Source organism: Micromonospora halotolerans (assembly GCF_032108445.1).
Lineage (GTDB): Bacteria > Actinomycetota > Actinomycetes > Mycobacteriales > Micromonosporaceae > Micromonospora > Micromonospora halotolerans.
The window spans coordinates 4,825,184-4,839,069 of sequence record NZ_CP134876.1; the positions used below are offsets into that span (position 1 = coordinate 4,825,184).

At 69.6% G+C, this 13,886-nt stretch carries 6 protein-coding genes and 3 pseudogenes; 6 read left to right on the top strand and 3 right to left on the bottom strand.

The features are described 5' to 3' along the window. Positions 1 to 33 precede the first annotated feature (33 nt). Positions 34 to 981 (top strand): helix-turn-helix domain-containing protein, encoded by a 948-nt coding sequence (locus RMN56_RS22785; protein WP_313719551.1) that lies wholly within the window; start codon positions 34 to 36, stop codon positions 979 to 981. On the opposite strand, the pseudogene RMN56_RS22790 reads toward RMN56_RS22785, so the two are convergent. Continuing rightward, positions 978 to 2,264: pseudogene (locus RMN56_RS22790) on the bottom strand (IS256 family transposase). The gene RMN56_RS22785 and the pseudogene RMN56_RS22790 sit on opposite strands and share 4 nt — an antisense overlap. Before the next feature lie 85 nt (positions 2,265 to 2,349). Here RMN56_RS22790 and RMN56_RS22795 point away from each other — a divergent pair. The 3 genes from RMN56_RS22795 to RMN56_RS22805 all read left to right on the top strand — a co-directional run bounded on the left by RMN56_RS22795 (position 2,350) and on the right by RMN56_RS22805 (position 9,878). After that, entirely contained in the window at positions 2,350 to 2,421 is a 72-nt protein-coding gene (locus RMN56_RS22795) for a hypothetical protein (RefSeq protein ID WP_376787332.1), read from the top strand. A 924-nt stretch (positions 2,422 to 3,345) separates the two neighbouring features. Beyond that, on the top strand, positions 3,346 to 6,378 hold the full coding sequence (locus tag RMN56_RS22800; protein ID WP_313719552.1) for a S8 family serine peptidase: 3,033 nt from the start codon (positions 3,346 to 3,348) through the stop codon (positions 6,376 to 6,378). Positions 6,379 to 6,506: 128 nt separating this feature from the next. Continuing rightward, positions 6,507 to 9,878 (top strand): S8 family peptidase, encoded by a 3,372-nt coding sequence (locus tag RMN56_RS22805; RefSeq protein ID WP_313719553.1) that lies wholly within the window; start codon positions 6,507 to 6,509, stop codon positions 9,876 to 9,878. Between the two features lie 615 nt (positions 9,879 to 10,493). Here the strand turns inward: RMN56_RS22805 and RMN56_RS22810 are convergent. Then, a protein-coding gene (locus RMN56_RS22810) for an IS5 family transposase (protein WP_313719554.1) occupies positions 10,494 to 11,347 on the bottom strand; the annotation gives its coding sequence in 2 pieces (ribosomal slippage) (positions 10,494 to 10,957 and positions 10,957 to 11,347; 855 coding nt in all). 672 nt (positions 11,348 to 12,019) lie between these two features. On the opposite strand from RMN56_RS22810, the pseudogene RMN56_RS22815 reads away from it, so the two are divergent. Further along, positions 12,020 to 12,160, top strand: a pseudogene (locus tag RMN56_RS22815) (IS481 family transposase); the annotation flags it as partial. A 334-nt stretch (positions 12,161 to 12,494) separates the two neighbouring features. Further along, a pseudogene (locus tag RMN56_RS22820) lies at positions 12,495 to 13,345 on the top strand (IS5 family transposase); the annotation flags it as partial. A gap of 33 nt (positions 13,346 to 13,378) precedes the next feature. On the opposite strand, the gene RMN56_RS22825 reads toward RMN56_RS22820, so the two are convergent. Beyond that, a complete protein-coding gene (locus RMN56_RS22825; protein ID WP_313719555.1) occupies positions 13,379 to 13,750 on the bottom strand; it encodes a hypothetical protein in 372 nt (123 codons plus the stop codon). Positions 13,751 to 13,886: the final 136 nt, after the last annotated feature.

Here is a 13,886-nt window from a genome sequence, read left to right on the forward strand (position 1 = left end):
GGCGGCGCACTCGAGCGGAATATTCTGGAGGTCATGAGCGAGGGCAACGCAGAGCTCCGGGCATTCCTGCGGACGCGACGGGCGCGGCTGGCGCCGGAGCAGGCGGGCCTGCCCGCGCAGCCAGGCGTCCGCCGAGTGCCGGGGTTGCGCCGCGAGGAAGTCGCCCAGCTCGCCGGGGTGAGCACCGACTACTACATTCGGCTGGAGCGCGGCCGGAACCTGAACGTCTCCGAGTCGGTGCTGAGGGCACTGGCCCGCGCACTGCAACTGAACGAGATCGAACGCATCCACCTCCTCGCGCTGGCAAAACTCCGGCGGTCCCCGTCAGGGCATCGACCGATGCCGACTCAGCGGGTTCGACCCGGGCTGCTGCAAACCCTGAACGCACTCACCGATGTGCCAGCGCTCGTGATCGGCCGCCGCTGCGACGTGCTGGCCACCAACGCGCTCGCCCGCGCCCTTTACACCAACTTCGACGCACTGCCCCGCCGCGAGCGCAATCTCGTCCGGTTTCTCTTCCTCGACGACGCGGCGCGAGAGCTGTACCTCGACTGGCCGGAAGCGGCCCGCAGCGCCGTCGCCAGCCTGCATCTCTACGCCGGGCGCAACCCGAACGACGCCCAGCTCGCCGAGCTGGTCGACGAGTTGTGCGTACGTGACACGGATTTCCGCCGCTGGTGGGCCGATTACGACGTGCACCGACACAGCTACGGTGCCCACCGTTTCCACCACCCGATCCTCGGCGAGATGACTCTCAACTACGAGGCACTCGCCCACACTGTTGATCCGGAACAATTCCTCGCGCTACACACCGCCGAGCCCGGCTCCCCCTCTGAACAGGCCCTGCGCCTGCTGGCGAGCTACGCGGCCGCCCGTCAACACTCTGACAGCCGGGCAGCCCACCGCGACCCACCTCACGGCAGTCTGACCACCGTTCGACGGGGTTGTCTCGCTAACGGTGTTTCCGGCGATCTTGGTTAGTAGGTTTCTGCGGCTGGGAAGCGGTTGCTGAAGGTGATGGCGAAGGCGTTCAACGCGGGTTTCCAGCGCATCGTCCATCGGGTTCTGCCTGCTCCGGTGGGGTCCAGGGACCGGGTCACCAGGTACAGACACTTCAACGCGGCCTGCTCGTTGGGGAAGTGGCCGCGGGCCTTGACCGCTCTGCGGTAGCGGGCGTTGAGCGATTCGATGGCGTTGGTGGAGCAGATGATGCTGCGGATCTCCGGGTCGTAGTCCAGGAACGGGATGAACTCTGCCCAGGCGTTGTCCCACAGGCGGATCACCGCCGGATACCGCCCACTCCACTTGTCGGCCAGGTCGTCGAACGCCGCCCGGGCGGCGGTGGCGTTGACGGCCGTGTAGATCGGTCTGATGTGGCGTTTGATCTCGTCTCAGTACCTGCGGGAGGTCAGCCGGAACGTGTTGCGGATCAGATGGATGACGCAGGTTTGCACGACGGTCTGGGGCCACACGTTCGTGACCACATCCGGCAGGCCCTTGAGGCCGTCGCAGACGAGGAGGAACACGTCCTTGACACCGCGGTTGCGCAGGTCGGTCAGCACGCTCATCCAGAACTTCGCGCCCTCACCGCCGGCGCCGGCCCACAGCCCGAGGATGTCCTTCTCGCCCTCGCGGCTGACCCCGATCGCGGCGTAGAACGGCCGGTTCGCCACCTGCCCATCCCGCACCTTGACCACAATGGCATCGATGAACACGGCCGCGTAGATCTCATCCAACGGCCGATGCGACCAGTCGTTCATCTCCTCGATCACCTTGTCGGTAATCCGGGAGATCGTCTCCTTCGACACTGACGCCCCATAGATCTCGGCGAAGTGCGCCGAGATCTCCCCGGTCGTCAGGCCTTTGGCATACAGCGACAACACGACCTCGTCGACCCCCGACAGGCGGCGCTGCCGCTTACGGACGATCTGCGGTTCGAACGTCCCAGCCCGATCACGCGGCACGTCGATCTCGACATGACCAGTCGCCTCGGTCAGCACCGTCTTGGACCGGGTGCCGTTGCGGATGTTGCCCGTCCCCGCGCCGGCCGAATCGTGTTTCTCATAGCCCAGGTGCTCGGTCATCTCCTCGTTCAACGCGGTCTCGAGCACCGACTTGGTCAGCTGCTTCAGCAGCCCGTCCGGGCCGGTCAGCGACAAGCCCTGTTCCTTGGCCAGCCGGACCAGCTCGACGGCGGCCTGCTCTTCCGCCGACGGCTCAGGCTTCTTCTTCCGCGGGGTCACATCGTTCAGTGTCGCGGTCATCACGGCACCTCCCTCGCCGGGCACTACGCCCGGCGGGTCAGGCCGGAAACACCGTTAGATCCACACTCCCTCCGCCACCAGCGACATCGAACTCAACCGGGTCGAGGGCGTCCACGGTCCTCGCAACCTGCACGTGGTGTTCACGACGCGTCCGTAGGAGCGTGAAGGGCGATGCCCTCGTGTAGCGGTAGATTGTCGCGAATTGTGATCATGGATTTGGCGCAAAACCTTCCTGCTAGCACGAACCCCCCATGGCTAGGGTGAGCGGGATTGCAACGGGCAGATGCAGTTCCTCCTCTTGGTGACGTAGGTGGTTTGCTGAGGACGAGCCCGTCGTCTTCATGTGGCGCGACCCGGTGACAGGTGCCGAGGTGCGTCGCCACGTTGTGGCCGTGTGGCGCCAGCAACCACACCGTGCCTGACCGGGCGGGCGGCCCGGCGCCTCGGTCGATCAGCTCAAGTGCCTCAAGTGCGTAACCTTGCGGGCTCCGGGCGGTCACCTCGTGAGCGTCATCCCGTGTCACAGCGATCCGGAGACCTTCGAGCGTCGTTCCCAGGCGTGGGAGTAGATGCCCGGATCACGGGTTGATCACGGTGCCGACGACGACGGCAGGCCGGTGAGCCACGACCGCGGCCGGAGTGGACGGTGGTGACGCACTTTTGCCATGTCTCATGTGCGCCACGGAGTGATCTGGCCCCAGGTGGTGCCAACCGTGACACTCGGCCAAGCTCGCTTCCACGATCATCCGGGAGACCGCGGTCGGGAGGAGGGCCCTGTAGTGGGGTCGCCGCAGGCTCAAGGGCGGCCGAGTGAAGAAGTGAGCCCATGTCTGTGCGACTCTCCCGGCCACAACGGCGTGCTGCCATGACGGTGGTGTCCGGTGTCCTCGCGGTGGGGCTCGCGGCCCTGCCCCTGCCGCCGGCGCTCGCCTCGCCGCAACCAGCCACCGGGCCCGGCCCGACGCACCAAAGCCCCGAACATCACACGATCACCCTCGTCACGGGCGACACGGTGTCCGTCACTCGCGGACCAAAGGGGATCACGTCGTACAGCGTCACTCCTGGCCCGGGCCGCCAGGACGTGACGTTCCTGACCCGATCGTCCGGCGACGGCAGCGTCTCCGTCATCCCCTCCGACGCGCTGAAGCTGCTCTCCGCTGACCGGCTGGACCCCCAGCTGTTCGACCTGGGCGCGCTTATCGACAGCGCGTCCGACGGCGGTGGCGAGCTGCCGCTGATCGCCCAGTACGCGAAGGCGACCACGTCCGGGCCCGCCGACCGGGTGCGAGGCGTGCTCGCCGACAACGCCCGCACCACTCTCGCCCTGCCCCGGCTCGGGCTGAACACGATGCGCGTCCCCACGGACGACACCGGACGCATGTGGCGTGCGGTCACCGGTGGGGAGAGGGCCGCTCAGAGTCTGCGTGGTGGCCTCGGCAAGCTCTGGCTGGACCGCAGGATGAAGGTCTCGCTGGAGCGCAGTGTGCCCCAGATCGGCGCCCCGACTGCCTGGCAGGCGGGGCTCACCGGGACCGGTGTCACCGTGGCCGTTCTTGACACTGGCTACGACATCGACCACCCCGACCTCAAGGACGTGGTCGTCGCGTCCGCCGACTTCGTCGGCGAGGGCACGGTAGACGACCACGTCGGGCACGGCACCCACGTGTCCTCGACCATCGGGGGCAGCGGAGTGGCCTCGAACGGGCTGCGCAAGGGCGTGGCGCCCGGCGCGAAGCTGGCCGAGGGCAAGGTGTGCACCGAGGACGGCTGCCCCTGGTCGGCGATCCTCGCCGGGATGCAGTGGGCGGCCAACGAGGTGCACGCGAAGGTCATCAACATGAGCCTCGGCGGGCTCGACACCCCCGGCATCGACCCGCTCGAGGCCGCCGTGAACGACCTGTCGGCCCAGACCGGAGCGCTCTTCGTCATCGCGGCCGGCAACAACGGCTGCCGGTACGGCGCGCGCCCGGTCGGCTCGCCCAGCACCGCCGACGCGGCGCTGAGCGTGGCAGCCGTCAACAGCGCCGACTTCATCGCCGACTTCTCCAGCTGCGGTCCCCGCGTGATCGACAACGCGCTGAAGCCGGAGATCAGCGCGCCCGGGGTGGGCATCGTCGCAGCCGTCCCCGGCGGAGGCTACGGGACCTCCAGCGGCACGTCGATGGCCGCCCCGCACGTCACCGGCGCGGCGGCGATCCTGGCCCAGCAGCATCCGGACTGGACCGGGGAGCAGCTGAAGGCCGGCCTCATGAGCAGCGCCTCCCAGCCCCAATGGGAAAGCATGCCATCACCCCGGTACGGGGCCGGCCGCGTCGACGTGGCGCGGGCGATCGCCGCCCAGGTCACGCCGAGCGCCGGTGCTCTCAACATCAACCAGCCCTGGCCACGCCCCACGCAGGGCGTCACCCGCACGGTCAGCTACCGCAACGCCGGGACCGAGCCGGTCGTCCTCGACCTGGCCGTCTCGTCGATCCCGGCCGCGCTTGTCACGCTGAGCACCCAGCGGTTGACGGTGCCCGCCGACGGCAGCGCCTCGGTGACACTCACCGTCGGCAACGAGGGCGAGGCAGAGGCGTACCACCTCGGCGCCCTCACCGCCACCGTCGACGGCACCCCGAGGGCCCGGACCGCGCTTAGCTACCACCAGGACGCGCGGTACGACGTGTCGGTGGAGCTGGTCAACCGGCTCGGCGCACCCGCCGAGGGCAGTGTGGCCGCGGTGAACGGCGACACCGGCGCGGTGACGTACTTGACGGTCAACGGAGGCACGGCCCGGGGGATGCTGCCCACCGGCCGGCACTACCTGCTGACCACGGTGTACCCGGGTGGGCCGGAGGACATCGCCTTCACCTACGGGATCGTGCCGGTCACGGTCACCGACGACACGGCCGTCCTGCCGGTACGGGTCGACGCCCGCCGCGGCAAGCAGGTTCGGCTCGAGGTCTCCGACCGCTCGGCCGAGCATGTCGTCACGTCCGTGGACCTGACCCTCGACGTCGCGGGTACCCGGATGGCGCACGGTGGCTCCTTCGGTGTGCAGGGCGCGAGCTACGTCCTCCCGGTCGAGGATCCGGCCGTCACCTACGGCGCCCGGGCGGTCTTCGACAAGAAGGGATCGAGCGAGCAGTCGCCGAGCCCCTACCACTACCGCATCGCCGACACCCGCGCCGGGATCCCCACCGATCCGGTAAGCACCGTGGCCAGGGAGGACCTCGCCCGGGTCGTCATGGACTACAAGGCCCCCGGCGTCGCCTCCAGCGGCTCCGCCGCCGTCGGCATGAGCACCGACAGCAGCCTTCCCACGCTCACGGTCGAAGGGCCGGTCACCTACCCGTCGACGGTCATCGACTACCGGGCGCCGGGGCGGTACGAGAGCGAGATCCGCATCGGCGACAACTGGATCACGGCGCCGCCGCGAACCGTCAGCCTGGCAGACGCCGGCCGGGAGACCTGGAACAACGCGATCCTCGGGCCGACGCTGGACGGCACCACCGGGTTGAACGGCGACGGCTTCATGTCGATCCCCGACATCCCGTGGTTCGTCGATGCCGAGACGCACGACTTCGCGTACACCCCCGCGTCCGGCACCTTGACCCTGAAGCGGGAGGGAGAGCAGGTCGCGCAGTGGCAGGCCGGCCAGTGGGGTTACGCCTACGGGCTGCCCGTGGAGAAGGCCACCTACACCCTGCAGGCCAGCGTCACCCGGTCGGTGCCGTTCGCCACCCTGTCCAGCCGGATCGACGCCGAGTGGCGGTTCACCGCGGCAGGCACCACCGAGTGGGTGGCCAACCCGCTCATGGTGCCCCGCCTGGCCGCCGTCGGCCTCGACGACTACAACCGGGCCGCCGGCAACGCGCCCACCAAGGTGCTGATCGGCGTCAGCGGCCAGCCCGCCGGCGGCGTCCATGCCACCCGGGTGGAGGCGTCCTTCGACGACGGCGGCACCTGGCAGTCGCTGACGGTCACCGGCGGGCCGGACGGGACGCTGGGCAAGGTGATGGTCCCCAGCCCGGCCGCGGCGGGCCACGTCGCGCTGCGCGTCACGCTGACCGACCAGGACGGCAACCAGGTCACGCAGACCGTCCACCGCGCCTACGAGGTGCGGCCCCGGTAACCGAGCGAGGCCGGGCCCGAGCGGCTACAAGCCGCTCGGGCCCGGTCTTTTTCCGATCCTTACCAGAATGGACGGCCGAGCTGATCCTGCCCGCGGCAGGTGCGGCCGCCCCCCAACACGGGAGCGAGATGCCCAGACGAATCCGGTGGCTGTTGGCGACCACCACAGTGGTCGCGACGCTGCAAGCGGTGCCGGGAACCCCGGCGCTGGCGAACCCGACCCCAGACCTCACCACCCCGAACCCTGCCGCCGCGGCCCCGGCCGGCAGCGGTGAGACGCACACCGTCACCTTGCTCACCGGCGACGTGGTGACCGTCGAGACCACCGGATCCGGCTGCCCCCGGGTCCGCGTGCAGCCCGTCGATCCGGCCGGGGTGATCCGGCGCAGCTGCGGTGCCGACGGGCACCTGAAGGTCATCCCGGCCACGGTGGCGGCCCAGGTCGGCACCGTGCTCGACCCGGACCTCTTCGACGTGACCACGCTGATCGCCGACGGCTACGACGACGAGAGCACCGCCGAGCTGCCGGTGATCGTGCAGCCCGCCGAGAACCAGCGGACGACCGCGCTTGCCGGCGTGCGACCGCTGTCGAGCATCGGCGCGGTCGCCGGGGTCGTGCCGAAGAAGTCCGCGGCCAACGCCAGGGCGGCGACCACCTCCCTGCTCACCGGCGCGCGCAAGGTCTGGCTCGACCGGAAGGTGCACGCGACCGGGATCACCGCCGGCAACCAGGGCGGCGAGCAGCCCGCTCAACTCGACCACAACATCAGCCAGATCTCCGCGCCGCAGGCCTGGCAGGCCGGCTACACCGGCACGGGCACCCGGGTGGCCGTGCTCGACACCGGCGCCGACTTCAGCCACCCCGACCTGGCCGGTCAGGTCGTCGACCGCGCCGACTTCGTCACCCCGGGCGGCGACGCGGTCGACCACAACGGGCACGGCACCCACGTCGCGACCACCATCGCCGGCACCGGGGCCGCCTCGCACGCCCAGCGTCGCGGCATCGCGCCCGACGCGCGTCTGGTCATCGGCAAGGTCCTCGACGACTTCGGCTCCGGGTTCGACTCCGACATCATCACCGGCATGGAATGGGCCGCAGCCCGCGCCGACGTGATCAACATGAGCCTGGGCGGCTCCATGCCGGACGACGGCACCGACCCGATGGCGGTCGCCGTCGACAACCTCACCGAGCAGACCGGCGCCCTGTTCGTCATCGCCGCCGGCAACAGCGGCGGCGCGATCGCCTCCCCCGGCTCGGCCGGGCGCGCGCTGACCGTCGGCGCGGTCGACGCGGACGACGAGCGGGCCGACTTCTCCAGCCGGGGACCGCTGATCAACACCTGGGCGGCGAAGCCGGAGCTGGTCGCCCCGGGCGTCGACATCGTCGCCGGCCGTGCCGCCGGCACGTCGCTCGGCACACCGTTCGACGATTACCACACCACGCTCTCCGGCACCTCCATGGCCACCCCGCACGCGGCGGGGGCCGCCGCGCTGCTCGCCCAGCGGCACCCCGACTGGACCGCGGACCGGCTCAAGGCCGGGCTCGTCGGTGCCGCCGACCCGCTGCCGGATGCCGAGCCGTATACCGTCGGCGCCGGCCGGCTCAACGCGGCGCGGGCCCTCACCGGTCCGGTGAGCGACCAGCCGGTGGTCAACGTCGGCACCTTCAGCTACCCGCAGTCCGGCACCCACGAGGTGCGGCTGAGCTGGACCGGCGACCGGACGCCGGCGGCCGTCCCGCTCGATCTGGCCGTCACGGTCGTCAACCACGACGGGACTGCCGTACCCCGCCGCGCCGCGAAGCTGTCGACCAGCCGGGTGACGCTCAAGCGCGGCGTGCCCGCCACGGCGACGCTGCGGCTCGACCGCGCGGCGCTGGCCGGCTCGCCCGGGTACTACCTGGCCAGGGTCACCGCCCGCAGGCCTAATCACGCGCTGGTGGCGACCACCCCGGTCGCCTTCTACGTGGAGCCGCGCAGCTACGACCTGACGATCCAGACCCGTCCCGTGCCGGGCGCCCCGGCGAGCGGGTACAGCGCCGTCGGGGTGGAGGTGACCAACCTCGCCGACCCGCTGCTCTACGGCGGCGGCGTGTTCTTCACCCCCGGCAAGTCGGCCACGCTGCGGGTCCCGGCCGGCCGCTACCAGGTCACCGCCGGGTTCAGCACCTACGACGACCAGACCGGCGTGCAGACGGGTGCGTTCGTCGGGGACAGCGACCTCGCCGTCGACGGCCCCCGGACGGTCGTCCTCGACCCGACGCAGGCCAAGCCGATGACCGCGACCGTGCCCGGGAAGCCCACCCAGACCCTCGCGAGCGACTTCCTGTACGTGCAGACGGCCGGGAACGGTCTGTCCTGGTGGCAGGGCATCGCGGCGTGGGGTGACTCGGCCACGGTCGCGACCGGCCCGGTGGCTATGCCCGGCGTCGGGTCGGCGCGGATGTACGGCGGCTGGGGGCTGGACTCGCCGGCGGGTACCGCCGGGCCGTACCACTACGACCTAGCTCACGAGTACACCGAGGGCGTGCCGGCCGACCCCACCTACCGGGTCACCGCCGCCGAGCAGGCCCGGCTCGCCCGGATCGACCAGCGGTTCAACCAGCTGGACCTAGACGGGATGGTGACCTCGATGCGCCGCTTCGGCTTCACCCTGGACGGGTACTACCTGACCCAGAACCCCACCTACGACCTGCCGGCGACGCGTACCGACTACGTCTCGCCCGGGTTCCTCTGGCAGGACACCGGGACCTACGGCGGGCTCACGGCGCAGGAGGCGCCCCGGGACTACGCGCCGGGCAGCCGGCAGACCAAGATCTGGGCGCGGCAGCCGCTGCGCTCCGACTGGTTCGACGACCCGGTCGACTGGGGGTTGAGCTGCGCCGGCGCGCCGTGGCGGACCAGCGGCAACCTGCACGTCGACCTGGCCATGCTCGTCGATGAGCACCAGCGGGCCGACTGCCTGCAGGCCGGCGCGATCGGCATCACGCGCAAGCTGGCGCTCTACCGGGACGGCCAGCTCGTCGACGAGCGCAACACCGCCCGGACCGACTTCAGCGTGCCGGCGGAGGCGGCGGACTACCGGCTCACCTTCGACGTCGACACCAGCCGGATCCTACCGTTCTCGACCCACGTCAACACCGCGTGGACCTTCCGGTCGGCCGGACCGGCCGGCACGGCGCGCAGCGCCCTGCCGCTCCTGTCGGTCGACTACGCCCTGCCGCTGGACGCGGCGAACCATCCCACCGGTGGCCGGGCCACCTTCGCGGTCCGGCAGCCCCAGGGGGCGCCGGCCCAGCGGGTCACCTCGTTCCAGGTCTGGACCTCGACCGACGACGGCGCCACCTGGCAGCCGGCCACGGTCGACCGTGACCGGGACGGCTTCCACGCCGCGCTGCCGGCCGTGACGGGTGGGCAGGCGGTCTCGCTGCGGGTGAAGGCAACGGCCGACGGCGGTAGCGGCATCGAGCAGACGATCGTCCGGGCGTACCGCGCCGGCTGACCGTCCCGATCCGCCGCACCTCCACCGAGGCGCGGCCCGGTGTAGACCGGGCCGCGCCTCGGCGCGTTCCAGCCTCCCGGTAGGACGCGTGAGGGCTGTCGAACATGGAAATCGCTGCGGCGCATCGCCCCGAGCACCACCAACTGCACCCGCCAGACCGGTTGCACCTGATTCGGACGTTGCCCATGGCGCCTCAAGGGCGGCATGCACGGTGGTGCCGATGTGAGTGTGCCGGGCGTCCGCCGCCTACCGTCCGGCTTCGAGGACCTGCTTCATCTCCAGGATGCTCCGGGGGTTCCTGTCGCCGCCGGCGTGCTCATCGTCTGGTCGACGCACATCCTGGAAGCAGCCCGGTCACGAACACCGCTGGCTAGAGCTCCTCGGCCGCGTCATAGAGCGCACCTGTTTACCGATCCCGCCGAGCCGCCCAGGTCCACACCGCCCGTGCCGCGCGGGTCCCTGGGAGCGGCCGGCGGCTGCCGGTGTCGACGCCGGAGTTGCGGTTCAGGTTCAGCTCGCAGGGCTTTATCCTCACCGAGTCGCTCTCGTCCGGATCCACCTCGGCGCAGGGGTGCCCACTTTGAACCCGGTGCTGAGCCCTGCCTCTTAGAGCTCCTAACTGTTTGAGCGTTGGAGTCGGCGCCAGCAGATGATGGCGCAGGCGAGGGTGAGGAAGGCTTCGTGGATGTCGTCGCGGACCTCCCAGCGGATGCGTAGGCGGCGGAACCAGTGCAGCAGGGCGATGGTCTGCTCGATGACCCACCGTCGGGTGCCGAGGCCGGGTCCGTGGGCGACGCCGCGTCGGGCGATGATCGGGGTGATGCCCTTGGCTCGCAGGTCCCGGCGGTAGCAGTCGTAGTCGTAGCCGCGGTCGGCGTAGAGCCGCTTCGGTCGTTGTCGGGGTTGCCCGCGGATGCCTCTGATGGGTGGGATCTTGTCGACCAGGGGCATCAGTTGGGTGACGTCGTGGCGGTTGCCGCCGGTCAGGCTGACGGCGAGGGGGATGCCGCCCGCGTCGGTGATGACGTGGTGTTTCGAGCCCGAGCGGCGGCGGTCGACCGGGCTCGGACCGGTTTTGGGCCGCCCTTGAGCGCCCGGACGTGGGAGCCGTCGATCACCGCCCGGGACATGTCCAGCTGGTCCGCGGCCCGTAGTTTGCCGAGCAGGACTTCGTGTAGTCGCTGCCACACGCCGGCGTCGTTCCAGTCCCGCAACCGGCGCCAACAGGTCATCCCCGACCCGAAGCCGAGTTCCTGGGGCAGGTACTCCCACGGGATCGCCGTGTAGAGCACGAACAAGATCCCGCACAACACCTTGCGGTCATCCAGGGGCTTGCGGCCCGGGAACCGGTGCCTGCGCGGTGGACGGGGCGGCAACAGCGGCTCGATCTCCGCCCACAACTCGTCCGAGACGATCCACGGCGGCTGCTCACCCCTCCTCACGGCCGAGCACTCTAGCCGATCCTCCATCGAGGACACACCGCCCCTAGATCATTCTGTTAGGCGTTCTTAGCCGCAAACGCCGACGATGGCGATCGGTCAGGTGCCGCCTGCGGGCCTGGTGACACCGGCGTGCCTCGGATTAGGGGCCGACGCGAGCACGCTTTGCAGCAGGTTGCTGCGATTGTTCATCAGGCGGCTAACCTCGGACTCGTCCATGTGCAGGTCCGCTCGCATCAGGCTGACGCACTCGGCGTAGTGCCGGTGCAGAGCGGTTCGACGGTGGCTTCCGGGTCTAGGCCCAGCTCCGCGGCAAGCGCCCGGACCGCGGATCGAAGGAGCGGCGCCTCCGCGACCCGGGCGAGGCGGGCGACGTCGAGCGCGTTCAATCCGCCGGCGCGCCATTGAGGGACCACCAGGAGCATCCGCGCGGACGTAACCGCCACCCTGACTACGGCTTCCTGTCCGGTGACCTCTTGCGCAGGCTTGAAGAGGTCACCGGAGCGCCTAGACTTGGGTGAGCCTCAAGATCTTGGCGATCGTCATCGGCGGTGGGGCAACGGTTCGTGTGGCCCCGGAGACAAACCCTTTACCAACGCCGAGGTCAACGAGTCCCGTGGAGGCCCGTTGGAGTTCACCTCGGTAGCGACACGAACCCCACGGAACATGGTGGTTGCGCAGGAGCAATGCCACAACCGTAAGTACAAACGGTGGGCGCGTGAGGCGCCGATGCAGCTGTGGCAGATGGATCTGGTCGGCGGGGTGTTGCTGGCCGGCGGCCGGGAGTGCAAGCTGCTGATCGGCATCGACGACCATCCCGGTTCGTGGTCATCGCCCGTGTGCTGTCCATCCCGTCTGGGCGTGCGGTCGCCGACGGGTTCATCGCGCCGATGCCGGCATACGAAGTTGCTCACGAAAGCGGAAAGTCTCCTTGGCAGGTCGCATCGGTTCAACGCCTTCGGTGTAGCTGTGCTGCTGAAGTGGAGATATCTACCCCGCGGTCAGGAAGATCCCGTTAGGCCGGTGTTCCACCCGTACCGATGGTCAGCGCCAACCGCCATGCAGCGGATACGTACTCCATCACAACGCCGGGGAACTCCGGACCGAGGGACGGCCGGGCGCACAGCACGAGCTACGTTATGTCTCGCGGATCATGACGTTGATTCGTTGAACGGGTATGGCTCGTGGAGACCTGAGCAACGCCGAGTGGGTTGTGCTGGAACCGTTGCTTCCGACGCAAGCCGCTCGTGGCGGGCGGTGGCGTGACCACCGGCAGGTCGTCAACGCGATCTGCTGGATTAGGCGCAGGGGCTCTCCCTGGCGTGACCTGCCCGAGCGTTACGGGCCGTGGACGACCGCGTACCAGCGGTTCCGCCGCTGGGCCGCCGACGGAACCTGGGCCATGCTCAAGAAGCAGGTCCTCGCGTTGGCCGAGGCCGACGGCGACATCGACTGGCACGCCCAGATCGACTCCACGATCGTGCGGGTGCACCAGCATGCCGCGGGTGCCCGTAAAGGGGGCTCGACCGGGAGCAATTCCGGGCACGGCAAGGCATCGGACGTTCCCGTGGCGGGTTGACCACGAAGATTCACACTCTGTCCGATGGGGGCGGGCGGTCGCTTGCCACCCGGATCACTCTGGATCAGTCGGCCGACACCGGCGAACTGGAGACGCTATTGGATCAAGTGTCGGTGGCGCGTCCGGGCGGTATCGGGCGGCCTCGCAAGCGTCCGGACTCGCTGACCGGCGACAAGGCATACTCGTCGAAGGCCAACCGCCACCTGCTGCGTTCCCGGGACATCACAACGGTCATCCCCGAGCGCAACGATCAGATCGCCAATCGGAAGCGGCGTGGCCGTGCCGGCGGCAGACCACCGAACTTCGACCGCGCCGCCTACCGCAAAGGTAACCAGGTCGAGCGCGGGTTCAACCGGCGCAAACACTGGCGCGGCCTGGCCACCCGCTTCGACAAGCTGGCCAGCCACTACCAGGCCACCCTCGACCTCGTCGAGACGTTGGACTGGCTACGCGCCGTGCCCGATGGCCGCAAGCAGCGAGGCTCAGCTCCTTCGTTGGCGTTCGATGGCAGCTCGGACGGCCAAGCGCGCCACTGTCAGAAAGGCTGACACGCTCGAATCGACGTCGTGCGAACGGGCGGTGCTGAGCGTGACCCGGACTCCCGCGCCCTCAAATACGGACGACAAGCCTCCGGTGGTCACCTGGCTGTTCAGTTCATCTCGAAGGCCGGACGCGACTGCGGCAGTAAATTCAGCACGTAGCGGGTGAGCCAGGCAAACGAACTCGAACTCGGTTGTCCCGCCCTCGAACGGCTCGATGTCGACCACGATCTCGGCATAAACCGGCTGCGCCCCGGTGCCGGGCGAAAGACGCATACGAACACCAAGTATCGGTCCGCTGAACAGGGATGACATGGTGCACTCCCGAAGAGTCGACGACTTTCGGAGTCAGTCTTCACCGAGCGGCGGCCCCAGATTACGCACCCCTGTCGCTAGGCCGCACGCCATCGCCAACGGCCAAAGATCCGCGAGACAGAACGTAGGTCGGATC